This is a genomic window from Dysosmobacter sp., assembly GCF_034093755.1.
In the GTDB taxonomy this organism is placed as follows: Bacteria; Bacillota; Clostridia; order Oscillospirales; family Oscillospiraceae; genus Oscillibacter.
The window spans coordinates 19330-44212 of sequence record NZ_JAXEBZ010000053.1 but is presented as its reverse complement, the minus strand read 5'-3'; the positions used below and the strand labels follow the sequence as shown (position 1 = coordinate 44212).

At 64.5% G+C, this 24883-nt stretch carries 22 protein-coding genes; 11 read left to right on the top strand and 11 right to left on the bottom strand.

Annotation, left to right across the window (positions count from 1 at the left end):
- Positions 1–24 precede the first annotated feature (24 nt).
- Positions 25–1071 carry a zinc-binding dehydrogenase gene (locus SOX55_RS07380; RefSeq protein WP_325286800.1) on the bottom strand — a complete coding sequence of 349 codons (1047 nt, stop codon included), beginning with the start codon at positions 1069–1071 and terminating at the stop codon, positions 25–27.
- 230 nt (positions 1072–1301) lie between these two features.
- Here SOX55_RS07380 and SOX55_RS07375 point away from each other — a divergent pair, with 230 nt between their 5' ends.
- Entirely contained in the window at positions 1302–1952 is a 651-nt protein-coding gene (locus SOX55_RS07375) for a Crp/Fnr family transcriptional regulator (RefSeq protein ID WP_325286799.1), read from the top strand.
- 90 nt (positions 1953–2042) lie between these two features.
- Here SOX55_RS07375 and SOX55_RS07370 read toward each other — a convergent pair whose 3' ends face one another.
- The 5 genes from SOX55_RS07370 to SOX55_RS07350 all read right to left on the bottom strand — a co-directional run bounded on the left by SOX55_RS07370 (position 2043) and on the right by SOX55_RS07350 (position 7772).
- Entirely contained in the window at positions 2043–3074 is a 1032-nt protein-coding gene (locus SOX55_RS07370) for a Gfo/Idh/MocA family protein (protein ID WP_325286798.1), read from the bottom strand.
- Between the two features lie 56 nt (positions 3075–3130).
- Positions 3131–3958, bottom strand: coding sequence for a carbohydrate ABC transporter permease (locus tag SOX55_RS07365; protein ID WP_325286797.1), 828 nt, complete (start codon positions 3956–3958; stop codon positions 3131–3133).
- A 2-nt stretch (positions 3959–3960) separates the two neighbouring features.
- A complete protein-coding gene (locus SOX55_RS07360) occupies positions 3961–4875 on the bottom strand; it encodes a carbohydrate ABC transporter permease (protein WP_325286796.1) in 915 nt (304 codons plus the stop codon).
- Positions 4876–5035: 160 nt separating this feature from the next.
- Positions 5036–6445, bottom strand: a complete 1410-nt coding sequence (locus SOX55_RS07355) for an ABC transporter substrate-binding protein (protein WP_325286795.1) — start codon at positions 6443–6445, stop codon at positions 5036–5038.
- 367 nt (positions 6446–6812) lie between these two features.
- A complete protein-coding gene (locus SOX55_RS07350) occupies positions 6813–7772 on the bottom strand; it encodes a helix-turn-helix transcriptional regulator (RefSeq protein ID WP_325286794.1) in 960 nt (319 codons plus the stop codon).
- A 117-nt stretch (positions 7773–7889) separates the two neighbouring features.
- On the opposite strand from SOX55_RS07350, the gene SOX55_RS07345 reads away from it, so the two are divergent.
- Both SOX55_RS07345 and SOX55_RS07340 read left to right on the top strand, forming a co-directional pair.
- A complete protein-coding gene (locus SOX55_RS07345; protein ID WP_325286793.1) occupies positions 7890–10013 on the top strand; it encodes a molybdopterin-containing oxidoreductase family protein in 2124 nt (707 codons plus the stop codon).
- A gap of 4 nt (positions 10014–10017) precedes the next feature.
- On the top strand, positions 10018–10506 hold the full coding sequence (locus tag SOX55_RS07340; protein WP_325286792.1) for a 4Fe-4S dicluster domain-containing protein: 489 nt from the start codon (positions 10018–10020) through the stop codon (positions 10504–10506).
- Positions 10507–10557: 51 nt separating this feature from the next.
- Here SOX55_RS07340 and SOX55_RS07335 read toward each other — a convergent pair whose 3' ends face one another.
- Both SOX55_RS07335 and SOX55_RS07330 read right to left on the bottom strand, forming a co-directional pair.
- On the bottom strand, positions 10558–11100 hold the full coding sequence (locus tag SOX55_RS07335) for a flavodoxin domain-containing protein (protein ID WP_325286791.1): 543 nt from the start codon (positions 11098–11100) through the stop codon (positions 10558–10560).
- Positions 11101–11112: 12 nt separating this feature from the next.
- The gene (locus tag SOX55_RS07330; RefSeq protein ID WP_325286790.1) at positions 11113–11907 is read right to left on the bottom strand and encodes an HAD-IIA family hydrolase; all 795 of its coding nucleotides are present in this window, start codon (positions 11905–11907) and stop codon (positions 11113–11115) included.
- Positions 11908–12145: 238 nt separating this feature from the next.
- On the opposite strand from SOX55_RS07330, the gene SOX55_RS07325 reads away from it, so the two are divergent.
- Positions 12146–13375: a M20 metallopeptidase family protein gene (locus SOX55_RS07325; protein ID WP_325286789.1), complete on the top strand. Its 1230-nt coding sequence runs from the start codon at positions 12146–12148 to the stop codon at positions 13373–13375.
- Positions 13376–13423: 48 nt separating this feature from the next.
- Here SOX55_RS07325 and SOX55_RS07320 read toward each other — a convergent pair whose 3' ends face one another.
- Positions 13424–14158: a phosphatase PAP2 family protein gene (locus SOX55_RS07320; protein ID WP_325286788.1), complete on the bottom strand. Its 735-nt coding sequence runs from the start codon at positions 14156–14158 to the stop codon at positions 13424–13426.
- 207 nt (positions 14159–14365) lie between these two features.
- On the opposite strand from SOX55_RS07320, the gene SOX55_RS07315 reads away from it, so the two are divergent.
- Positions 14366–14902, top strand: a complete 537-nt coding sequence (locus tag SOX55_RS07315; protein ID WP_325286787.1) for a TetR/AcrR family transcriptional regulator C-terminal domain-containing protein — start codon at positions 14366–14368, stop codon at positions 14900–14902.
- 278 nt (positions 14903–15180) lie between these two features.
- Here SOX55_RS07315 and SOX55_RS07310 read toward each other — a convergent pair whose 3' ends face one another.
- A complete protein-coding gene (locus tag SOX55_RS07310; protein ID WP_325286786.1) occupies positions 15181–16209 on the bottom strand; it encodes a putative ABC transporter permease in 1029 nt (342 codons plus the stop codon).
- Positions 16210–16449: 240 nt separating this feature from the next.
- Here SOX55_RS07310 and SOX55_RS07305 point away from each other — a divergent pair, with 240 nt between their 5' ends.
- From SOX55_RS07305 to mobB, 6 genes are all read left to right on the top strand, one after another.
- Positions 16450–16896: a hypothetical protein gene (locus tag SOX55_RS07305; protein ID WP_325286785.1), complete on the top strand. Its 447-nt coding sequence runs from the start codon at positions 16450–16452 to the stop codon at positions 16894–16896.
- 103 nt (positions 16897–16999) lie between these two features.
- The gene (ftsH, locus tag SOX55_RS07300) at positions 17000–18817 is read left to right on the top strand and encodes an ATP-dependent zinc metalloprotease FtsH (protein WP_325286784.1); all 1818 of its coding nucleotides are present in this window, start codon (positions 17000–17002) and stop codon (positions 18815–18817) included.
- Positions 18818–18892: 75 nt separating this feature from the next.
- Entirely contained in the window at positions 18893–19696 is an 804-nt protein-coding gene (locus SOX55_RS07295) for a glycosyltransferase family 8 protein (RefSeq protein WP_325286783.1), read from the top strand.
- Between the two features lie 49 nt (positions 19697–19745).
- On the top strand, positions 19746–20864 hold the full coding sequence (locus tag SOX55_RS07290; protein WP_325286782.1) for a M20/M25/M40 family metallo-hydrolase: 1119 nt from the start codon (positions 19746–19748) through the stop codon (positions 20862–20864).
- Between the two features lie 109 nt (positions 20865–20973).
- Entirely contained in the window at positions 20974–22182 is a 1209-nt protein-coding gene (locus SOX55_RS07285; RefSeq protein ID WP_325286781.1) for a molybdopterin molybdotransferase MoeA, read from the top strand.
- Positions 22179–23252 carry a molybdopterin-guanine dinucleotide biosynthesis protein B gene (gene mobB, locus SOX55_RS07280; RefSeq protein ID WP_325286780.1) on the top strand — a complete coding sequence of 358 codons (1074 nt, stop codon included), beginning with the start codon at positions 22179–22181 and terminating at the stop codon, positions 23250–23252. The genes SOX55_RS07285 and mobB overlap by 4 nt, the downstream gene beginning before the upstream one ends.
- Positions 23253–23301: 49 nt before the next feature.
- Here mobB and hutH read toward each other — a convergent pair whose 3' ends face one another.
- Positions 23302–24870, bottom strand: coding sequence for a histidine ammonia-lyase (gene hutH / locus SOX55_RS07275; RefSeq protein WP_325286779.1), 1569 nt, complete (start codon positions 24868–24870; stop codon positions 23302–23304).
- Positions 24871–24883: the final 13 nt, after the last annotated feature.

Genomic DNA, 24883 nt, shown 5'->3' with positions numbered 1-24883 from the left:
AACCGTTCCTCCTTTATTCATTCCTTACGGATACAGAATCATTTTCCCGGGGACGCCGGAGCGGATCTGCCGGACGGCCTCGTCGATTTCCTCCAGCCGGAAGCGGCCGCCCAGGACGTGCTCCAGCTTGTACCAGGGGCTTTTCATCACCTTTGCGAAGCTCTCCCAGGTGCCCCAGATGCGCCGGCCGGACACGCCGGTCATGGACACCTCCCGGTAGATCAGGTCCTCCGTCAGGTCCATGGTGACCTTTTCGCTGGGCAGGCCCACGCACACCAGGCGGCCCGCCGCCCGGACGCTTTTCAGGCTGTTGTTGATGGCCTTCTCCGCGCCGGTGATGTCGATGGCCGCGTCGGCGCCCACGCCGCCGGTGAGCTTCCGCACCTCCTCCGGCAGGTCGCACTTTCCGCTGTTGAAGGTCACGTCGGCCCCCATCTCCCGGGCGATGGCCAGCTTTTCGTCAAACAGGTCGCAGGCGATGACCGTTTTCGCCCCGAACACCCTGCAGGCGCTGACCGCAGTCAGGCCGATGGGGCCGCAGCCGCTGACCAGCACCGTTTTGCCTGCCACGTCGGCGGCCTCCACCCCGTGGACGCCGGCGCCCATGGGCTCGAACATGCAGGCCGCCTCGTCGCTGATGTCATCGTCGATGGGGAAGGTGCAGTCCGCCCGGATTTTCGCGTACTCGGCGAAGGCGCCGTCCTGGGTGACGCCGAACAGCTTCACATTCTTACAGATATGGGGCATTCCGTTTTTGCAGAACCAGCACTCCCCGCAGGGAATGTGGGTCTCGCAGGACACCCGCTGGCCCACGCGCCGGTCCGTCACCTTCTCCCCCGCCGCCACAATGACGCCCACCGTCTCATGGCCGGGAATGAAGGGGGCCTTCACCCGCCGCCGGGACCACTCGTCCCACTCCCAGATGTGCAGATCGGTGCCGCAGAAGGCGGTGCAGCGGACCTGCAGCAGCACCTCGTCCTCCCCGATCTCCGGAATGGGCAGATCGGTGTGCAGCACAAAGCCGCCGGGGCCGGCGCTCTCCTTCACAAGTCCCCGCATGGTGGTTTTCATGAATCGTCTCCTCCTGTTTCTTTCGGGCACAACCCATTCTATATTACCAGTTTAAAGGGGATGAGAAAAGAGGATTGTAACATTTTATACGTTTTTTGTGCCACTGAGGAGAGAAATCCGGCGGGGATTTTTGTGGAAAACGGCCAATTTTTCCGGCAAAAACGCTTCCGTTTGTTTTGTTTCCGGGGCTGTGATACAATATTGCCAAGTGAGAGCTGGAGGTGGCGGCCATGGCCAGACCGGAGTTTTCCAACCAACACATCAAGGAGATTTTTCTGCGCCGCGGGCGGAAGCAGGAATACGCCGCCGGGCAGCTGCTGGTGGAGAAGGGCACCCCGGTGACCAAGGTGGGCTTTCTGGCCGGCGGCCACGCCCGCACCTTTGTCACCAACCAGGACGGGGATGACGTCACCCTCTTCTACATCGGGCCGGACAACCTGATCTGCAGCGAGGGCCTCACCTCCTACGCCACGGTGATGGTCAGTGTGGAGTCCATCACCCCCGTGACGCTGTACGCCATGGCGCCGGAGGAGTTTCTCCGGGCCTGGCAGGGGGAGGGGCTGCCCATTCAGGGCATCATCGACCAGCTGGTGTCCCGGATCATGCTGCTGTCGGACTACATCTGCTGCGCCCATTTCCGGGAGAATGACAAGAAGATCGCCTACTTCCTCTACTCGGAGTACAGCCGCTCCGGCGACTCCATCCCCTACACCCACCAGCAGATTGCCGCCGTCACCGGTATCAACCGGGTGTCCGTCAGCCGCATTCTCAGCCAGCTGGCCAGGGACGGCTCCATTGCCCTGGAATACCGCCGCATCCGGGTGCTGGACCCCCAGGGGCTGCTGCGCTGCTTCAACACCCTGGGCTATTTTCTGGACTGAATTCCCTACCTTTATAATAAGTAAGTCACAGGCCCCCTGCCGGAACCCGGCAGAGGGCCTGTGACTGTATGAGGAACGTAAAAATCAGGTTCAGTAGGGCAGCTCCACGTCCACGGGCATCCGCTTTTCCGCGGACTCCATAATGGCCAGAATGGCCAGGGACGTGTTGGCCGCGTCCTCCAGCGACACGTGGAACGGCTCGCCGGTCAGCAGGCAGTCCACAAAGGAGCGGATGCTCTCAAAGGCAAAGCCCTTGGGATTGCCGAAGATGTGGTTCTGCACCAGCACGTCGGGCACCGTCACCTTGTCATCGGTGTACATCTGGATCAGGTTGTGGTTGGACACATCCAGGGCGATCATGCCCTTGGTGCCCAGCACGTTGAACTTGATGTCATTGACGCAGGGGTTGGCGTTGGGGGTGATCCAGCCGTTTTCCATCTGGGCGATGCCGCCGTTGCGGAACTCGATGGTGGTGAGATACTCGTCCACCGTGTCCACGCCCTGGCTCTTCAGCAGGCCGGAGCGGCTGACGCTGTACACCCGCTTCACCTCGTCATTGAACATCCAGCGGAGGGTATCCAGGCTGTGGCTGCCCAGGAACCAGAGGATGGAGGACTTGGAGGCCCAGCGCAGCATGTCGGTGGCCACCCACTTGATGTCGTTCAGGCGGATGTAGGCGCTGTACACCTCGCCCAGGTCGCCCCGCTGGATGGCCTCATGGGCGGCGTTGAAGGGGGGAGACCAGCGGTTGTGCAGGTCCACCATGGCCCGGACGTTGTTCTCCCGGATGGCCTTCACCATGCGGTGCACGTCCTCGGCGGTGGTGGCCAGAGGCTTTTCGATGAGGATGTGCTTCTTGTGCTCCGCGGCGGCCACCGCCACGTCGGCGTGGAGGAAGTCGGGGGTTACCACGGCCACGGCGTCGCAGCCGCTCTTTTCAAACATCTCGTTATAGTCGCTGTAGACCTGGGGGATGTTCAGCCGGTCCGCCACTTCCCTGGCCCGTTCCAGGTTCATGTCGCACAGGGCGACCGTTTCCGCGAAGGGATGGGCGTTGTAGATCCTGGCATGGTTTTCGCCCCAGATACCGGCGCCCACGATGGCCATTTTTACTTTGTTCATGGAATCATCACTCCTTGTGAGATTTTGGATCTGTCTGATTGTTCATCAAAGGGCTGTCAGCCCTTCACTGAGCCGAAGGTCAGGCCCCGGACCATGTGCTTCTGCACGCTGATGGCGAAGATCATCACCGGCAGCACAGCCAGCACGCCGGTGGCGGCCATCTCTCCCCATTTGACGCCGGATACCGACAGGTACATCATCACGGAGGTGGGGACGGTCTTGGCGTTGATGGTGGTGAGGAAGTTGGCGAACACGAATTCGTTCCAGGAATTGATGATGCAGAAGATGGCGGTGGCCACCAGGCCCGGCGCCACCAGGGGCAGCACAATGCGCCGCAGGGACTCCAGCCGGGTGCAGCCGTCCACGAAGGCGGCCTCCTCTAGCTCCTTGGGCAGGTCCTCAATGAAGCCCCGCATCATCCAGATGGTAAAAGGAATGTTGAAGGTGGTGTAGCAGATCACCAGCAGGGAGCGGGTGTCCAGCAGCTTGAAGAAGGAAGCCATGGTGAAGTAGGGAATCACCACCGCCATGGCAGGCAGGAACTTCTGACTCAGCACCCAGAAGGCCCGGTCCTCCCGCTTCTTCCAGTTGTACCGGGCAAAGCCGTAGGCAGCAAAGGTGCCCAGCAGCAGGGAGATCAGCGTGGAGACCACCGCCACCACGAAGCTGTTGGCAAAGTACAGGCTGATGCCGCTGGCAATGATGCTGCGGTAGTTGTCCAGCGTCATGGCGGCGCCGAAGTTGCCCGGCTCGAAGATGTCCACCTTGTTCAGGAAGCTGACCCGCACCATCCACAGGAAGGGGAACAGGATCACGACGCACACCGCCAGAATCACCAGGCCCTTCAGGAAATTGACAATCTGCCGTTTTGTTCTGCGTGTCATGGTCAGTCATCCTCCTTCCGCTGCTGTTTGATGAGGATCCGGCTTACCACCGTGGTGATGGCCAGCAGTACCAGGGCGATGGCCGCCGCGCGGCCGATGAGGCCGTTCTGGGCGTTGGCCATCCGGTAGACGTGGAGGCTCAGGAACTCCGTGGCGTTGCCGGGGCCGCCCTGGGTCAGGACGAAGGCGGTGTCGAACAGCTTCAGGGAGTCCACCGCCCGCAGCAGAATCGCCAGGAACAGCAGCTTGCGCATCATGGGCAGCGTCACCTGGGTCAGCACCTGCCAGCGGTTGGCGCCGTCAATGGCGGCGGACTCAATGGGCTCCGAGGGCACGGAGCGCAGTCCGGCGTAGCAGATCAGGGTGACAAAGGGCGTAAACTGCCAGATGTCCACAATGAGGATGGACCAGAAGGCCATCTCCGCCGACAGCCAGACCACCTTGGCGCCGAACAGCGTTCCCAGGATGGCGTTGATGATGCCGTATTCGGCGTTGAACATCAGCTTCCACATCTGGGCCGCGATGGTGGGTGTCATGGCCATGGGAATGATCAGGATGCCGATGACCACGGCCTTCAGTTTGAATTCCGAGGAGTTCAGCAGCGAGGCCAGCGCGAAGCCCAGAACCATCTCAATGGCGGTGGCCAGCACCATAAAGGCAAGACTGATGAATACAGAATGCCAGAAATCCGGATCGGCGCCGGAGAACAGACGAATGAAGTTTTTCAGGCCCACGAATTTCGCCCGGCTGAATTTCCAGCCCAGCTGATAGTTGGTCAGGCTGATGACCACCAGAAAGAACGTGGGCACCACGGACAGCGCCATCATGGCCGTCATGGCCGGCGCGATGAATTTGATATGGGGATTGCGGTGCAGATAGGACCGGATGGCCCCGGGCTTGTCGTTTGCTTTTCTCATGGCGCGGTGTCTCCTCTGTTTTGGTTTCCGCCCAAAAAGACGCTGCCTCGCCGGCAGGGACGGACGGCGCGTGCCGCCGGAAGAAGAAAGGCCGCCCCCCAAGGTTTTACGCCGAGGGGGGCGGCTCCGTACAGTTCACTCAGGAATGGGACAGCAAGGCTCAGCCGATCAGGTCCACAATGTCCTTCTGGGCGGACTCGCAGGCCGCGTCCACAGTGATGTCACCGGCCAGAGCGGAGCTGCCGTAGGCGCCGGCGATCTCCAGGATCTGGTTGATCTGATCGTGCTGGGGGATCCAGGACAGGCCCTTCTCCACCAGGCCGTTGGCGGCCACCAGGGCCTCCTGCTGGGCAGGATAGCTGGGGTTGGCAGCCTGCAGCCTCTCGTTCTCGAAGGCGGAGTTGCGGGTGGAAACGCCGCCGGCCAGGACGTAGTCCTCGCACTTCTCACGGCTGGCCATGAAGCAGATGAAGGCCCAGGCCTGATCCGGGTTCTTGGAGGCGGCGGAGATGCCCAGGTTCCAGCCGGCCAGAGCGGCGCCGTCGCCGGCAGGGCCGGTGGGAGTGGGAACGAAGGCTACCTTGTCAGCCACGGAAGAGGTGGCAGGGTCGGTGATCTGGTTGGCCAGGGCGGTGGCGTCCAGCCACATGGCGGTCTTGCCGGAGATGAAGGCGCCCAGGGCCTCCTCGTGGGTGTAAGTACCCACGTCAGGCGGCGCGCACTTCAGCAGGTCCACGAAGTACTGCAGGGACTCCTTGGTCTCGGTGCTGTTGGTGGTAACCACAACGTCGCCGCCGTCCAGGGTGGTCTGATCCAGGAAGCCGGCGCCGAAGTTGTACATCAGGCTCATCCAGCCGGAGGCGAAGTGGATGCCGCGCTGGGCGCGCATGGACACGCCGTACAGGCCGTCTTCCTTGCCGTTGAAGAACTGAGCCAGCTCCAGGAACTCATCCATGGTCTTGGGGGCTTCCTTGCCGTACTTGTCGAACAGGTCGGTGCGGTAGGCGATGAAGCGGGTCTCGCCCGCGGTGGGGATGCCGTAGTTGACGCCGTTGGCGCCGGCGATACCGTTGCGGTAGGCGGGCATGATGTCCTCATAGTCGAACCAGGCGGGAGCCTTCTCGGGGTCCGCGGCATACTCGCCGATGGGGATCAGCACGTCCTTGGAGGCGTACTCGCTCATCCAGAAGGCGTCCACCATCATGACGTCATAGTTGCCGGCGCCCTGAACGTCCAGCAGCTGCTTGTTCTTCAGGTTGGTCTCCTCCACAATGTCCCAGGTGACATTGATGCCGGTGAGAGCGGTGAACTCGTCCGACATGGTCTGGAAGGCCTCGGTAGAGGGGTGGGATGCCATGGCCACGGTGATGGAGCTGCCGTCATACTGGGCCTTCATGGCCTTGCCCCAGCCCTCCAGGGTGGAGATGTCATAGCTCTCAGCGGGTGCAGAGGCGGAAGCGCTGGCAGCGGGGGCAGGCGCGGGAGCGGAACTGCCGCTGTTGCCGCCGCAGGCGGTCAGGCCCAGGAGCATGGTACCCGCCAGCAAGATACTCAAAAGCTTCTTTTTCATGGTAATTCCTCCTTTTTTCGCCCGGGCAGGGAACCCCTGCCACTCTGGTCTTGCCTTCATGTTAGTCCGCGATTTTTGTTTTGTATTTATCCGCCTTTCATCTGTATTTGCACAAATTTCCACTGATATTTTCGTTAAATTTATAACAACTTGAGAATTTCGTTGAAAAAATAGTCAAAAGGGAGAAATCATCCCGTCAAACAAGTGAAATCTTTAACGATTTTTCCCAAGATTCCCTGGAGGAATTTTTTAGAAAATCGTTTTCGTCAGAGGAAACATGTGCAAATCTGTTTTCAGGTAAAACAACGCTGCGGACAGCCTTCCGGGTGTTCCCGGTGCCGTCCGCGGCGCTTCCCCTTCCCGTCCCTCACAGCAGCCGCCGCATCAGCACGGAGCGCTGGTATTGGGTTGGGGTCATATCCGTGTATTTTTTGAACGTGCGGGAGAAGTAGTGGATGGAGTTGAAGCCCAGCATGGAGGCGATCTCCGTGAAGCTGTAATGCCGCTCGCTGATCAGCTCCTTGGCCCGCTCCACCTTCATCTGCATGAAATACTGCTTGATGCCGCAGTTCATCTCCTCGTAGAACAGCCGCTCCAGGTAGCTGCGGGAGAAGGCCATCTGCTGGCACAGCGTATCCAGCGACAGCTCCTGGCCGATGTTCTCCGCCAGAATCGCCAGCATGGCGTCGATGATGCGGGTGCGGTTCTGCCGGGGCACGATATTCCGCACCAGGGGCCGCTCCGCCTCCTCCGGCCGCTCCGTCTCCGGGCAGCTGCGCACCAGGCTGATCATCAGCTGCTCCAGATAGGTTCTGACCATCTGCTCGGCGCCGTAGGCGGGGTTTTTCAGCCGGGTGAGCATGGGCCGGCCCATGACGTCGAAGGGCCCCTGATAGGCCTGCATCCCCTCCCGGAGAATGCTGGCGATGATGTCCTGCTGGGGTTTGTCCAGCTTCAGCACCCGCTGGCCCAGCCGGTCCAGGCTGCTGCTGAAGCACTCGAAGCTGACGATGAAGGCGCTGGCGAAGGTGCCCCGGGCAATGACGTTGTGCATCTCCAGGGGGCGGTGGAAAATGGCCTCCCCCTGGGACAGGATGAAATGCCGGTCGTCGGCGATGGCCTCGATCTCCCCGGCGTCCACATACACCAGCTCCCAGAAGTCATGGGCCTCGCTGTTGCCCCAGAAGTCCTTGACGTACTTGAAATAGTGCAGCGACACGATGCGCTCGATCTCCAGCACGCAGTTCAGATGGATTTTCACATAATCCGGCCCCATGGGCCGCCGTTCCTCCGCCAACGCCCGCACCTCCCCGTTCCGATCTGCCAATGATTATACCACACCGGCCCCGCCCGCCGCAAGGCGTGCCCGTTTTTGACGCTGTTTTGACGGGTCTCTGCCATAATGGGACACAGCAAGGAAACCAGCCGGCAAAGGAGGATTGCTATGACGGAAACCACTCGCGCCCCGGAGCCGGGCGTCACCATCCGCAAAACCTGCTGCGGCATCTGCAACGCCTACTCCCACTGCGGCATTGACGCCCACGTCAAGGACGGCCGCATCATCCGGGTGGAGGGCTCCTCCGACAACCCCCACTCCAACGGGCGGCTGTGTCCCCGGGGGGCGGCCATCCGGCAGTACGTGTACAGCAAGGACCGGGTGCTCCACCCCATGAAGCGGGTGGGGGAAAAGGGATCGGGGCAATTCCGGCCCATCAGCTGGGAGGAGGCCTACAGGGAGATCGCGGAGAAATTCAACGGCTGCAAGGCGGAATTCGGCCCCCAGTCGGTGTGCTTCCACGCCGGCTTTTCCAAGTGGTACCGCCCGGTGCTCCAGCGGCTCAGCGGCAGCTTCGGCAGCCCCAACTACATGACCGAGGGCAGCACCTGCCAGGAGGCCCACAAGCTGGCCTGGTGGCTGGTGTTCGGTGGCATCGCCGGCGCCGACGTCGCCAACGCGGAGCTGGTGCTGGTGTGGACCCGGAACCCCTTCTACTCCAACATGGACAACAACCGCCACTTCTATGACCTGATGGAACAGGGCAAGTCCTTCATTGTGGTGGACTCCCGCAAAACCTCCTTCGCCCAGAAGGCGGCGCTGCACCTGCAGCCCAGGCCCGGCACCGACGGCGCCCTGGCCCTGGGCATGGCCAACGTCATCATTCAGGAGGGGCTGTACGACCGGGACTTTGTGGACAACTACGTCACCGGCTTCGCGGAGTTCGCGGCGCTGGCGGCCCGGTACACCCCGGAGCGGGTGGAGGCGCTGACCACCGTCCCCGCTCCGCTGATGGTGAAAGCCGCCCGGATGTACGCCAAGGCCAAACCCGCCGCCCTGCTGACCTCCGCCTCCCCCCTGGTCCACCACGTCAACGGCGTGCAGAACCAGCGGGCGGTGGTGTCCCTGGCGGCTCTGACGGGAAATTATGACATCACCGGCGGCAACCGGGTGGTCCCCAGCGGCTACCTCCACGTGACGGGCTTCACCCCCAGCAACGAGGCGGCGTACGTGGGCGAATTCCATTTCGACGCCCCCGCCATGGGCCACCGGGAGTTCCCCGTCTGGGCGGAGTTCATGCCGGACCAGGCCCAGGGGATGCTGCTGCCCCGGTACATCCACGAGGGGAAGCCCTACCCCGTCAAGGCCGTTCTGGGGGTTGGCATGAACCACATGATGTGGCCCGACAGCACCTACATGCTCTCCGCCCTCAAAAAGCTGGACTACTTTGTGGCGGTGGATCTCTTCATGACCGAGACCGCCCGGTACGCCGACATTGTGCTGCCGGCCTGCTCCGGTCTGGAGCGCAGCGACGTGAAGATCTTTGCCGACGGCTATGTCCAGTGCTTCCCGTCGGCCATTGAGCCGCTGGGAGAGTCCCGCCACGACATTCAGATTCTCTCCGATCTGGCCAAGGCCCTGGGGCTGCAGGACCCCCACCTGCAGATGACCTATGAGGAGTACATGGACTTTATTCTGGAGCCTACCGGCCTGACGGTGCGGGAGATTCAGGCCGCCGGCGGAATTGTGAAAGCGAAGCGCACCCTGCCGCCCTACCGGGAGAAGAAGTACCGGGACGCCGGCTTCCCCACCGCCAGCGGCAAGGCGGAGCTGTACAGCAGCGTGATTGCCCGGTACGCCGCGGACTACGGTCTGGACCCCCTGCCGGAGTACCGCAGCTGTGCCCAGCTATTCCCGCAGTACTGCGGTCCGGAGTATCCCCTACTGATGAACACCGGCGCCCGCCGGCCCCAGTACATGCACACCCGCACCTACCGGATGCGTTGGCTGGCGGAGCTGGAGCCCAACGACCTGCTGGACATCCACCCGGAGGACGCGGCCCGGTACGGCCTCACCGACGGCGGCCGAGCCCGCATCACCACCCCCGCCGGCAGCATCTGCGCCACCGTCCACTGCACTGCCACCGTCCACCCCGGCGCGGTGCACATGTACCACGGCAATGAGCGGGCCAACACCAGCTATCTCATGGCCCATGACTATCTGGACCCCTACTCCGGCTACCCCGGCTACAAGAGCTTCCCCTGCCGGGTGGAAGCCGTCACGGAGGAGTGAGCCTATGGCAAAGACCATTGTGGAACTGAATCCGGACCGCTGCGTCTGCTGCTACGCCTGCGTGGCCGCCTGTCAGGACCTGCACTATGACATTGACGAGACCGGCCCGGCCCTCCGCCGCGCCGTCCGGCAGGAGGACGGGGACGGCACCATCCGCTGCGGCTCCATAGGCTGCCTCCACTGCCCCGACGCCCCCTGTCTGGCCGCCTGTCCCGCCGGGGCCATCCGCCGGGAAGCGGAGACGGGTCTGGTGACGGTGGAGGACGCCCGGTGCGTGGGCTGCCGCCGGTGCCGGCAGGCCTGCCCCTACGGCGTGCCGCAGTTCACGGCAGACCGGCGCATGGTGAAGTGCGACGGCTGCGGGGAGCGCCTGCGCCGGGGTCTGGAGCCGGTGTGCGTCAAAACCTGCCCCTCCGGGGCGCTGTTTTTGCGGGAGCCGGGGGAGCCCAGCCCCTCCGCGCCCCTGCTGCGGCAGCTGTTCGGAAAGAAATGAATCAGAAACGCAGAAGAGACAGCCGAAAGGCTGTCTCTTTTTCTCCAAGCCTCACAGGCTCCGGATGTACGCCAGCAGCGGAGCGATGGAGGCTTCGTCGGTGAAATCCACCCGCCGGCCGTAGGTGTCTACCATCAGTCTGTCCTCGTCCCGCAGGTTTTCGTAGCCCTTTTTCAGGGCGCTTTTGCGCAGCATGGCCATCATGGCCCGGTGGAGGGGGTTCAGCCGCTGATAGTCGATGGCGCCCCGGAGGTGAAACTGCCGCACCCGGGCCGAAAGCTCCGGCCCCAGCGCCCGGGACACCCCCGCTTCAATCCGCTCCGCGTTTACCGGATCCGCCGGGTCCGCCAGGCCGCAGGAAAACACCACCACCGGCTTCCCCGCCAGCGCCGCGGCATGGTCCGTCACCACCCGGATGCCGCTGAGGCCTCCGGCGTACAGCCCGCCGCCGTGGATCAGGACGCCGCACCGGGCAAGGTCCTCCTCCCGCACTTCCCGAACCTCTTTGCAGGGGCAGTCCAGGGCGGCGGCGATCCAGCGGGCGTACCGCTCCGTGCTGCCGTATTTGGAGGCGTAGGTCACCAGATACTCCATGGCCCTTCCCCCTTATCCCCGGGCTTCCCGGGCCAGACGCACAATGTCCCCCACGCCGTTCAGCACCGCCGTGGGCCGGTAGGCGTAGGTTTTCAGCGTCTCCGGGGTGGACACGCCGGAGAGTACCAGCACCGTGGCCATGCCGCTCTCCATGCCGGACACCACGTCCGTGTCCATCCGGTCCCCCACCATCACGGCGTCGCCGGAGTGGCAGTTCAGCAGCCGCAGCCCCGTGCGCATCATCAGGGGGTTGGGCTTGCCGCAGAAGTAGGCCTGGGTGCCGGTGGCCATCTCGATGGGCGCCACCAGCGCCCGGCAGGCGGGGGCGATGCCGTTTTCAATGGGGCCGGACACGTCGGAGTTGGCGCCGATGAGCCTGGCGCCCCCCAGCACCAGATTGGTAGCTTTGGTCAGGGTGTCCAGGGAGTAGGACCGGCCCTCCCCCACCACCACGTAGTCCGGGTTCACGTCGTTCATGGTGATGCCCGCGTCATACAGGGCGTTCAGCAGCCCCGCCTCGCCGATGGCGAACACGGAGCAGCCGGGGGCCTGCTCCTTCAGAAAGGCGGCGGTGGCCAGGGCGCTGGTGTAAAAGTGCTCCTCCGGCACCTCCAGCCCCATCCGCGCCAGCTTCTGGCGCAGCTCCCGGGGGGTGTAGCCGCTGTTGTTGGTGAGGAACAGGTACTCCTTCCCCTCCTCCTGCAGCCACTGGATGAACTCCGCCACTCCCGGCAGAATCTGATTTCCGTGGTAGATCACGCCGTCCATATCACAGATGAACCCGCGCTTGTCATTAAAATCCAGCATTATTCTCTTCCTTTCTTCATACCGACACTTCGTACCCTTTCAGTATACACTGCCGGCACCGGAAATACAGGGGCTTCCCCGTAAATTCCGGGTAAAATTTTCAAAAAACCGACTGATTCCCGTTTGTTTACATTTCAGCGGTAGAAAACCGGCGGAAAACGGGGTATCCTATGGGCAATACAACAGGCGCGGCGCCGTTCCCAGGCGGCGTCCACTCCACGTTCAGGAGGTTTTGACCATGGAAACCAGCACACTGCTCCGGGAGGCGGAGGCCCTCCGGCAAACGATTCTGACGGACCGCCGGGAACTGCACCGGCACGCGGAAACCGGCTTTGACCTGAAACACACGCTGCCCTATGTGAAACAGCAACTGACGGACATGGGCCTCGCGCCGGCGGAGTGCGGCCGGGCGGGGCTGACGGCCCTGGTGGGCGGCAAAAAGCCCGGCAAGGTCTTTCTGCTGCGGGCGGACATGGACGCTCTGCCCATCCGTGAGGAGGCGGACGTGCCCTTCGCCTGCCAGGACGGCACCATGCACGCCTGCGGCCATGACCTGCACACCGCCATGCTGCTGGGCGCCGCCCGGCTGCTGAAGGCCCACGAGGACGAAATCCAGGGCACCGTGAAGCTGATGTTCCAGCCGGCGGAGGAGATTTTCGAGGGCTCCCACGATATGATTGAGGCGGGGCTGCTGGAAAACCCCAGAGTGGACGCTGCGCTGATGATTCACGTTATGGCGGGCATGCCCTTCCCGGCCGGCACGGTGGTGGTCAGCGCCCCCGGCGTCAGCGCCCCCGCCGCGGACTATTTTGAGATCAGAGTCCAGGGCAAAGGCTGCCACGGCTCCATGCCCAACACCGGCATTGACCCCCTCACCGCCGCCGCCCACATTCTCATCGCCCTTCAGGAGATTCACGCCCGGGAGCTGGCCATGGATGACCGGGCGGTGCTGACCGTCGGCACCATGCACGCCGGCGTGGCGGCCAACGTGATTCCCGACACCGTCACCATGGGCGGCAGCATCCGCACCTTCGACGAGGAGACCCGGGCCGGCCTGAAGCAGCGGATGACGGACATCGCCCAGGGCGTGGCCAAAGCCTTCCGGGCGGAGGCCTCCGTCACCTTCGGCAGCGGCTGCCCCACTCTGGTGAATGACCGGGATCTGTCGGAGTGCTGCGGCCGGTACACCAAGGAGCTGCTGGGCCGGGAGCGGGCCTTCACCGTGGCGGAACTGAACGCCGTCAGCGGCGGCGGTTCCTCCTCCAAATCCGCCGGGTCCGAGGACTTCGCCTACGTCAGCCAGGAGGTGCCCTCCGTCATGCTGGCTCTGGCCGCCGGACAGCCGGAGAAGGGCTATTGCTACCCCCAGCACCATCCCATGGTGAAATTCGACGAGGATGCCCTGGCCGCCGGCAGCGCCGTGTACGCCTGCATGGCCCTGCGGTGGCTGGAGGAACATCAGAATTGACAGACAAGGCCGCGGTCCGTTGGACCGCGGCCTTGTGTCATGCGCTCATCATTTGACGGTCTGGGTTCCCGCCCGGCGCTTCCGGGGCGACCACAGCGGCTCCGGCGCCTCGCTGCCCCGTGCCTCCTCCCGGCGGTAGCACCAGTCATAGGCCACGGCGCAGATGGCCAGCGCCGCCGCCACGTCCCACAGGGAGTGCTGCTTCAGAAACACGGTGGACACGGAGATCAGCCCGCCTGCCACGGCAAAGGCCGTCCTCCAGCCCCTTGTCCGGAACCGGGGCGAGTGCCACGCGGCAAACACCACCGCCAGAGACCCTACCACATGGAGGGAGGGACAGACGTTGGTATTGGTGTCGAATTGGTAGAACCCCGCCATGAAGCGGGTCAGGGCATTGTCCCGGGGGAACACCGCCGGCCGCAGGTGCTGGCAGGTAGGGAACAGGAAAAACAGCACCAGTGCCGCCGAGTAGGTCAGAATGATGAAGTGCATCATCTTCCGGAAGGTCTCCGCGTCATAGCGCAGGGTGTACAGGTGCATTCCCAGCAGGAATGCGAACCAGAAGAGGTAGGGGATCAGGAACAGCTCATTGAAGGGGATCAGATCGTCCAGGGCGCAGTGGACCACGTGATAGTCCCGCATGGGCTGCAGCCGCTCGGCGTAGAAAAACAGGAGGCCGAACACCGGCCAGTACGCCAGCAGCTTCAGGTGGGAATACTCCGGCCGGTTCAGATCCTTCAGCCGCAGATGGCGGTAGCTGATTGGGGTGGGTTTTGTCTCCATCTCGATTCCTCGGTTCTTTTCCGGGCGGGTGGTTCCCGTCCGTTGGTGTGCTCCCCGCCAGGCGCGGAGAATTGTCTCATTATAGCGCTCTGTCCGCGGAATTCTTGAATGATTTATGAATTTTCAGGAAAAAGCGGCGGGAAAATTTCTGGACAAGATTTCTTTCCTATGGTAAACTGAATCATTATGCGAAAGGGGGCGAGACCGGTGCCGGTGAACACAAAGCAGGTGATTTTTGACGCGTTTATGGCATTGTCCCGGGAGAAAAGCGTGGACAAGATCACCGTCAAGGACCTGGTGGAGACCTGCCACATCTCCCGGCAGACGTTTTACTACCACTTTCAGGACATTGTGGAGGTCATCGAATGGGCCTTCCAGCAGGCGCTGGAGGAGGCCCTCTCCCGCTCCCTGGCGGCGGACAGCGCGGAGGAAGCCCTCCGCAGCCTCATCGCCTGCGCCATGGAGGAGCAGGAACTGATCCGGAAGCTGCTGGCCTCCCAGCGGCGCCAGCAGGTGGAGCAGCTGGTGGTCCGCTACGTGCGCACCTACCTGCAGACCATGATCGAGGAAAAGCCTCCCGAGACCTCCCTCAACTACAGCGACGCCCGGGTGGTGCTGGACTTCTGCACCTACGGCATCGTGGGACTGCTGATGGAGCACTGCGCCAGCCGGCCCGTGGACCAGGAAAAGCTGGCCCGGCAGATGGCCCGCCTGCTGACGGGAAAAATGGCGGCAGGCCAGTAATTCCGCTTTTCTCCGCGCCCTTGCCGAAAGGCAAGGGCGCGTCACTTATCGAAAAAGCCTCGCAGAGTTCGCACCCGCAGGTGCGAAAAGAATGAAATTCGTTTTTTTCGGCGGCGTGTACGGCGGAAAAAACACTTCTCGGCCTGCAAGTGTGGGAGCTGTCTGCCATCGGCAGACGGCTCCTGCGCGCAGCGGGCCGCAGCCCTTCTCGAAAAAGTGGCTTCGCCACTTTTTCGACAGTCCCCGCGCTCTTGCCGAAAGGCAAGGGCGCTTTTTTGTCACTTCCGGGAGCGGCGCAGCACCTCCAGCAGCTCCTCCACCGCCGCGCCGTGCTGGCGGGACCGGGCGGAGGGGTTGCGCTCCAGCAGGGCGGCGATGCGGCGGAAATCCCGCTGGCGGCGGGCCGCCAGCTCCACCTCCGCCTTGCGGAGGGATGCCTGCACGCCGGTCAGGGCCGTCCGGGCCTCCAGCAGGCGCTCACGCTCCTCCTCCGGCAGCGACCGGGACAGCCGCTCCGACAGCTCGGCGGCAACGGCATCGCACCGCTCCGTCAGGGCGGACAGCAGCCCCGCCTTCCGGTCCCGGCGCTCCTCCAGGTGCTGCAGCAGCCGCTCGTTCCGGGACAGCCGCTTCTGTCGGCGCTGCTCCCGTTCCTCCGTCAGCTCCGCCTCCAGCTGCCGCAGCCTCTGGCGCAGAGGCTCGCTGTCCCGGTTCAGCCGCTCCGACAGCTCCTCCAGCTTCTCGGTAATGCCCTCCACCAGACGGTTGCTGGCGGTGAGGCTGTTCATCATATCCTTCAGGTCCAGGGCGGCGCGGGCGGAGTCGCTGACATCCATGACGAACAGCACCGTCAGCACCCAGCCGGCCACGCCGGACACCGCCGTGGGGATGGCCAGTACCAGCCGCCGGATCACCGGATGGACAAACCGCACCAGCAGCACAGAGAAGAAGCCCCAGCCCAGGGAGGCCCACAGGCAGATGTAGCCGTTGAGGTTGCAGGGCACGTCGCTGTAATCCCAGTAGCGGGTCTGGAACAGCCGCTCCATCACCGCGCCGGTGGCGTACTCCAGCGCCGTGGCGGACACCATGCCCAGCAGGAACACCAGGGGCCACCACTCCTCCACCCACAGGGTGGACAGCAGGATCACCCCCGCGCCGGCGCCGTAGATGGGCAGCCACGGCCCCCGCAGGAATCCCCGGTTCACCCAGCGCCGGTTTTTCACCGACACGTAGCAGGACTCCCACACCCAGCCGATAAAGCAGTAGACAAAAAACAGCAGCAGCACGCCGCTCAGCGTATGAATCATACCATTCACCTTTCCGTTTCTCTCACTGCCGCCCATCCTAGCAAAACCGGCGGCAGTCGAACACTATCAATTTTTGTCTCCTGTACTGACACTTTTCCCGGGGTGTCAAAAACTCTGACAGATTCCGAATGTTGTCCATACAAACGGCCAGAATTGAAGGTGGCGGGCGGCGGGAAGGACTGCTATAAACAAAGTAACTCCGGCAGGGTCTGCCGGGGTCCATTGGGAAAGGAGTTGCCTATGAGCGCCGGAAAGGAATTATTTTCAACCAAGCTCCGGGAACTGGAGCAGGAGCACGAACGCATCCGCAGCCGGCTGCGGCTGTGCCAGCTGGCGGACCGGCATCAGGTCCGGCAGGAGCTGGACTGTCTGACCCGGGAGATTGACGAGACGGACGCCGCGCTGCAGATGGCGGCGGACACCAGCCACTCCCCCGCCGTGGCGGCGCTGTCCGCCGTCCAGCTGGAGTACCAGCAGCGGATGGAGGCCATTCTGCGGGAAAAGCTGCCCCGCTACCTCCACTGCGCCGCCACCGACACCGCCTCCGACCGGGCGGAGGCCGCGGCGCTGTACGCCGAGTACGCCATGGACTTCGCCGCCCAAGCCATGCGCCGGGCGCTGCAGTCCGCCCTGGCGGCGGTGGAGCTGCAGCTGGATCTGGAGGAAACGGAGGCCGCCGCCACATGAAGCGCATTCCCAGACCGCTGGCCGCCGCGGCCAGCCTGCTGGCAGGACAGGTGCTGTGGCGCCTGCTGCGGAGAAATCAACGAAAGAACGGAGGAACCGCCCAATGAACGAAGTCAAAACCCCGAAGCGTCCCCTACTATATTATTACTGCATCGCCATGGCCATGATTGTGGTGTTCAACATGATCGCCATGCCCTGGCTGACGGAGCACAGCATCCGCCAGGTGGATTACAACACCTTTGTGGAGATGGTGGAAAGCGGCCAGGTGGGCCGGGCGGAGATTCAGGAGCAGGACAACCGAATTCTCTTCACCGGCGCCGACGAAAAGGCCGTCTACAAAACCGCCATGGTGCCTGACGACGACCTGCTGCCCCGGCTGCTGGCCGCCGGGGTCTCCACCAGCGGCGTGGAGATTGAGCAGACCTCCTTCCTGGTGTCCCTGCTGGGCTGGATACTGCCGCTGGTGATTTTCATCGGCATCGGGCAGTTCATGTCCCGGAAGATGATGGAGAAGATGGGCGGCCCCAACTCCATGATGTTCAACGCCGGGAAGTCCAACGCCAAGGTCTATGTCAAGTCCTCCGACGGCATCAAGTTCTCCGACGTGGAGGGCGTGGACGAGGCGGAGGAGAACCTCCAGGAGATTGTGGACTACCTCCACAACCCGGAGAAGTACCGGGAGATCGGCGCCTCCATGCCCAAGGGCGTGCTGCTGGTGGGCCCTCCGGGCACCGGCAAAACCATGCTGGCCAAGGCGGTGGCCGGCGAGGCGGACGTGCCCTTCTTCTCCATGAGCGGCTCCGAGTTTGTGGAGATGTTCGTGGGCATGGGCGCCAGCAAGGTGCGGGACCTCTTTAAGCAGGCCAAGGAGAAGGCCCCCTGCATCGTGTTCATCGACGAGATTGACGCCATCGGCCAGAAGCGCAGCGGCGGCCAGATGGGCGGCAACGACGAGCGGGAGCAGACCCTCAACCAGCTGCTCACCGAGATGGACGGCTTCGAGGGCAACAGCGGCGTCATCATTCTGGCGGCCACCAACCGGCCCGAGTCCCTGGACCCGGCCCTGACCCGCCCCGGCCGGTTTGACCGGCGGGTGCCGGTGGAGCTGCCGGACCTGAAGGGCCGGGAGGCCATTCTGCGGGTTCACGCCAAAAAGATCCGGGTGGCGGAGGACGTGGACTACGGCGCCGTGGCCCGGATGGCCTCCGGCGCCTCCGGCGCGGAGCTGGCAAACATCGTCAATGAGGCCGCCCTCCGGGCCGTCCGGGACGGCCGGAAGTTCGCCACCCAGGCGGACCTGGAGGAGAGCATTGAGGTGGTCATCGCCGGCTACCAGAAGAAAAACGCCATCCTCACCGACCGGGAGAAGTGGACCGTGGCCTACCACGAGATCGGCCACGCCCTGGTGGCGGCCAGGCAGACCCACTCCGCCCCGGTGCAGAAAATCACCATCATTCCCCGCACCTCCGGCGCCCTGGGCTACACCATGCAGGTTGAGGAGGGCAACCACTACCTGATGACCAAAGAGGAGATCGAAAACAAGATCGCTACTTACACCGGCGGCCGGGCGGCGGAGGAAGTGGCCTTCGGCTCCGTTTCCACCGGCGCGGCCAACGACATTGAGCAGGCCACCAGGCTGGCCCGGGCCATGATTGCCCGGTACGGCATGAGCGACGGCTTCGACATGGTGGCTTTGGAGACAGTAACCAACCAGTACCTGGGCGGCGACGCCTCCCTGGCCTGCTCCGCCGAAACCCAGGCGGAGATTGACCGGCAGGTGGTGGCCCTGGTGAAGGCCCAGCACGAAAAGGCCCTGTCCATCCTCCGGGAGAACCGGGAGAAGCTGGATGAGCTGGCCCGGTACCTCTACGAGAAGGAAACCATCACCGGTGAGGAGTTCATGTCCATTCTGGAGGCGTAATGTCTCCCATCCGCAGACGCCGCGGCACGCCCCGGCGTCTGCGCCCTTCCCATCCCACATTATCAAGGAGGCCCCATGAACCTGCTGTTTGCCATTGACCGCGGCTTTGTGTCCCGGTTCCTCGTCTGCGCCCGCTCCGTCCTCCGCAGCGGCGGCGCGGAGCACTATGACTTCTATATCCTCCACTCCGACCTGACGGAGGAGGACATGGAAACAGTGCGCCGGGCGCTGGCGCCGAAGGCGGCGTGCCATTTCGTGGCGGTGGACCCGGCCATTTTCGCCGGCTTCCCCACCTATGAGCGCTACCCCCTGCAGATTTACTACCGCATCGCCGCCCCCCGGCTGCTGCCCCCCACCCTGGACCGCATCCTCTATCTGGACGCGGACACCCTGGTGATCAACTCCCTGGTGCCGCTGTACGAATCGTCCTTTGAGGGCAGCTATTTCATGGCCTGCACCCACACCCGGCAGCTGCTGCGGAAGTTCAACCAGGCCCGGCTGGGCATTGAGCAGGAGGTGCCCTACATCAACAGCGGCGTGCTGCTGATGGACCTGGCGGCGCTGCGGGAAAATCTGAGTCTGGAGCAGATCCGGGACTACGCCAACAGCCGGAAGCTGTCGCTGTGGCTGCCGGATCAGGACATTCTCACCGCCCTGTTCGGCCACAGGGTGAAGCTGCTGGACACCCTGGTCTACAACCTCAGCGACCGGGTTCTCAGCTTCCACAACGCAGACCCGAAAAACGAGCCGGTGGACCTGGACTGGGTGCGGAAACACACGGTGGTCATCCACTACTTCGGCAAAAACAAGCCCTGGAAGCCCCACTACCGGGGCGTGCTGGACGTGTTTTACCGGGAGGCCCTGACGCCCTTGCCCTGACGCCCCGGCGGTGGTACAATGGGGAAAACTCAGGAGAGGACGTGGTGCCATGCCTTCCTTTGACCAAATGGACCTGACTGCCCACAAGGCCGACTATCTGCCCCTGCTGCGCGCCCTGACGGAGATTCCCGCCCCCACCGGGCAGGAGGAGCGCCGCGGTGCCTTCTGCCGCCGGTGGCTGGAGGAGGCGGGCTGCGCCGGCGTGTACACCGACAGCGCCGGAAACGTGATCTACCCTCACCGCTGCGGCGATAGTGATGCGGCCATCGTCATCATGGCCCATCTGGACACCGTGTTCCCCGACGGAACCATCGCCGTCCGGGAGGAGGGGGACCGGCTGTACGCCCCCGGCATCGGCGACGACACCGCCAATCTGGCGGCGCTGCTGCTGGCGGCCCGGTACGTCGCCCGCCACGACTGGAATGTCCCCGTCTGGTTCGTGGCCGACGTGGGCGAGGAGGGGGAGGGAAACCTGCGGGGCTGCCGCCAATTCTTCGCCGACCACCATAACATCCGGGAGTTCATCGGGCTGGACGGCCAGTTCGGCCACTACACCGTCTGCCCCATCGGCTCCCGCCGCTACCGGGTGACGGTCCGCACCCCCGGCGGCCACTCCTTCCATGACTTCGGCACCCCCAACGCCATTGAGCGGCTGTCGGGGCTGGTGCAGGAGCTGTACCGTCATCCCGTCCCTACCCGGGCCCGCACCACCTGCAACGTGGGGAAAATCAGCGGCGGCACCTCCGTCAACGCCATCGCCCAGAGAGCGGAGATGCTGTGGGAGTTCCGGTCCGAGGCCATGGACTGTCTGGATGAGATGGAGCAGGTCTTCCGGGCCGCGGTGGACCGCTGCCGCGCCGGCGGCGTCACCGTGGAGGTGGAGCCCATCGGCGTCCGCCCCTGCATGGGGTCCGTGGACCCGGAGCGGCAGGAGGCGCTGTGGCAGCGGTGCCGGGAGGCGCTGAGTCATCACTTCGACGGCCCCCTGACGCCGGAGAGCGGCTCCACCGACGCCAACATCCCCTGGTCCCTGGGCATTCCCTCCTGCACCGTGGGCTGCGTGGACACCGGCGGCGCCCACACCTATGAGGAGTGGATCAACGCCCGGCAGGCGCCGGAGGGCCTGGCGTTTCTGCTGCGGCTGGTGCTGTCCTATTGCGAAGCCTGACAAACCCCCGCCGCACCCATTTCGGGTGCGGCGGGGGTTTTGCGCGTTGCTTCCGCGGGAAAACCATAGTATAATCATTGCAGCATTTCACAGGAAAGGACGTGGCCCCATGCCCATGGATCATCTTTCGGTGGAGGAGGCCTCCGCCCTCCTCTGCCGCTGCGTGTCGCCCGTCCGCCGGGAGACGGTGCCCCTGTCCCGGGCGCTGGGCCGGACGGCGGCCCGGGAGCTGTTTGCCGTCATGGACCAGCCCCCCTTTGACCGCTCCCCTCTGGACGGCTACGCCCTGTATCACGGGGACCTGGCCGGGGCCTGCGCCGAAGCTCCCGCGGTTCTTCCCGTCTGCCGCCCCATCTTCGCCGGAGACCCGCCGGGGGAGCCTGTCCCCCGGGGCTGCGCCGTGCGCATTATGACCGGCGCTCCCATCCCTCCCAGCGCGGACTGCGTGGTGCGTCAGGAGGACACGGATCAGGGGGCAAATGCGGTGCGCGTCTTCGTCTCCCCGGCCCCCCATGACAACATCTGCGACCGGGGGGAGGACCTGCGCTCCGGTGCGCTTCTGTTCCCCGCTGGAACGGTGCTGACCCCCGCCCATCTGGGGGTACTGGCCGGCCAGGGCATGGAGACTGTAGATGTCCATGTTCGCCCTCGGATCGGCCTTCTGTCCGCCGGGGACGAGCTGGTGCTGCCGGGAACGCCCCTGGCCCCCGGCAAAATCTACAACAGCAACCGGTTCTACCTGGCCGCCCGGCTGGAGCAGCTGGGCATGGAGCCGGTGATTTCCCCTGTCCACAGCGACGATCCGGAGCTTCTCTCCGGCGCCGTCACCGGGCTGCTGGCGGAGTGCGACGCCGTCATCACCACCGGCGGCGTGTCCGTGGGTCAGAAAGACTACATGCCCGCCGTCTGCCGCCGTCTGGGAGCCGGGCTTCTGTTCCACGGCGTGGCGGTGAAGCCTGGCTCCCCCATGCTGGCCATGACCCTGTCCGGCAAGCCGGTGGTGTGCCTCTCCGGCAACCCCTTTGCCGCCGCGGCCACCCTGGAGGCGGTGGCGCGGCCCATGCTGCTGCGTCTGGCGGGGCGGCAGGACTGCTCCCTGCCCCGGGCGGCCGGCGTGCTGACGGCCCCCTTCCGGAAAGCCAGCCCCGGGCGGCGGCTGGTGCGGGCCGTTATCCGCGGTACCCGGGTGTCCCTCCCCGCCGGAGGGCAGGTGTCCGGCGTGCTGTCCTCCTGGATGGGCTGCAACTGCCTGATGGACATTCCCGCCGGGTCCCCCGCCCTGCCGGCCGGGACGGAGGTGGAGGTGATTCTGCTGTGACTTTCGAAACGCCGTCCGTGGGGGCGGTGATTCTGGCCGGCGGCGAAAGCCGCCGCATGGGCACCGACAAAGGGGCGCTGACGCTGGAGGGGCAGCGGTTTCTGGACCGCGTCGCCGGGGAACTGGCCCTCTGGCCGGAGCGGCTGGTGTCGGTGCGCGCCCCGGAGGACGCCCCCGCCTGCCCCGGCTTCACCCCGGTGGCGGACCGGTTTCCCGGCTGCGGCCCCCTGGGGGGCCTTCACGCCGCCCTTTCCGCCTGCCGGTCCGACTGGCTGCTGGCGGTGGCCTGCGACATGCCCCTGTTCCGGCGGGAGCTGGGGGAGTTTCTGGCCCTGTTCCCCTCCCCGGCGGCGGATGCCTGCGTCCCCGTGGACCGGGCCGGGCGGGTCCATCCCCTGTGCGCCCTATACGGCAAGTCCGCTCTGCCGGTGCTGGAGGCGCAGCTGCGCCGCGGCGACTACCGCCTGACATCGGCGCTGGACCGCCTGCGGGTCAGATACGTGCCCCTGGGCCACTCCGCCTTCGGCGATGAGACGGTGGCCAACATCAACACCCGGGCGGACTACCTGGCTCTGCTGGCCCGGCGGAGCAGGATTCCCATGGCAGCCGTCTGCGGCGTGAAAAACGCCGGCAAGACCGCCTTTCTCTGCGGCCTGCTGCCGGAGCTGCGGCGGCTGGGCATCCGGACGGCGGTGATCAAGCACGACGGCCACAACTTTGAGCCGGACGTGCCCGGCACCGACAGCTTCCGCCTGCGCCAGGCGGGAGCGGAGCCTGTGGCGGTGTACTCCGCCCGGCGCTATCTGCTGACGGCCCGGCAGGCCGTGACGCCGGAGCAGCTGGCAGCGGCCATGGACGGGGCGGATCTCATTTTGCTGGAGGGCGGCAAGCAGGCGGACCTGCCGAAAATCGAGATCGTCCGCTCCGCCGTGTCCGCGGCCCCGGTGTCGGACCCCGCCGGGCTGCTGGCGGTGTGCAGCGATCTGGACTGCGCCCCCGCCGGCGTTCCCCGGCTGGCCCTGGAGGATTACGCCGGAGCGGCCCGGCTGCTGGCGGCGCTGGTGAAATAAGACAAATCCCCGGCACCTGACGGTGCCGGGGATTTTGTTTGCTTTCGGATTACTGGAAGTCGGGGATGTACTGCTTCACCAGCTCCAGGATCTCGCCGCTGTACACCAGCTCCTTGACAGCGTCGATGTCGGGCCAGATCTCGCGGTCGATCTCGAAGAAGTCCACCTTGGATCGGACCAGATCGTAGATGGCCTGGTGCAGGGGGGTGATGCCCTGGCCGTGGGTGTTCAGGCGGCGGCGGATGTCGATGGCCTGGCAGGCAGTCATCAGTTCCAGGGACAGGACGTCCAGGGTGTTCTTGACGATCATGCCGGCCTTCCGTCCGGCGGTGGTGCCCATGGACACGATGTCCTCCTGGTTGGCGGAGGAGGGGATGGAGTCCACGGAAGCGGGATGGGCATAGATCTTGTTCTCGGACACCATGGAGGCGGCAGCGTACTGCACGATCATATAGCCGCTGTTGACGCCGCCCTCCACAGTCAGGAAGGGAGTCAGGCCGTTGGACAGCGCGGCGTTGACCATACGCTCGGTGCGGCGCTCGGAGGCGTCAGCCAGCTCGGAGCAGGCAATGCCCAGGGTGTCGAAGGGGATGGCCATGGGCTCGCCGTGGAAGTTGCCGCCGGAGATGACCGCCTCGTCCTCCAGGAACATGAGGGGGTTGTCGGTAACGGCGTTCAGTTCAATCTCCACCTTGTCCAGGACATAGTCCAGGGCGTCACGGACGGCGCCGTGGAGCTGAGGGATGCAGCGCAGGGCGTAGGCGTCCTGCACGCGGTCGTTCTGGCAGTTGTCGATGATCTCGGAGCCTTCCAGCAGCTTGGCCATGTTGGCGGCCACCAGCATCTGGCCCTTCTGGCCGCGGACGGCGTGGATGCGGGGATCGAAGGCGTTGCGCAGGCCGGTGAGGCCCTCGAAGGCCATGGAGCCGATAACGTCGCCCATCTGAGCGGCGCAGATGGTGTCATACAGGGCCAGGGAGCCCACGGAGGTCATGGCGCAGGTGCCGTTGGTCAGGCCCAGGCCCTCCTTGCTCACCAGGGTGTCCAGGGTCTGGATGCCGGCCTTGGCCATGGCCTCGGCGCCGGTCATCTCCACACCGTCATACCAGGCCTTGCCGCGGCCCAGCAGGGGCAGGGACATATGGGCCAGAGGCGCCAGGTCGCCGGAGGAGCCCAGGGAGCCCTTCTGGGGGATGATGGGGGTGACGCCCTTGTTCAGCATCTCCAGCATCATCTGCACCAGGATGGGACGGACGCCGGACACGCCCACGCACAGGGCGTTGGCACGCAGCAGCAGCATGCCGCGGGAAACCTCGGGGGCGTAGGGCTCGCCCATGGCGGTGCAGTGGCTGAGGATCAGGTTGGTGGACAGCTGGTTGCTCATCTCCTTGCTGACGGCCACACGCTGGAAGTCACCGAAGCCGGTGGTGATGCCGTAGGCCACGCGGCCCTCGCCGGCGATCTTCTCCGCCAGGGCGCGGGACTTGTTCATGGCCTCCAGAGCGGAGGGAGCCAGTTCCACCTTGGCACCGTAGCGGGCAACGGCCACAAAACTCTCCAGAGTCAGGCTATGGCCATCCACAACAACGTTCTTAATGGCAGAAGGATTCATGATCATGGTTGTTTACCTC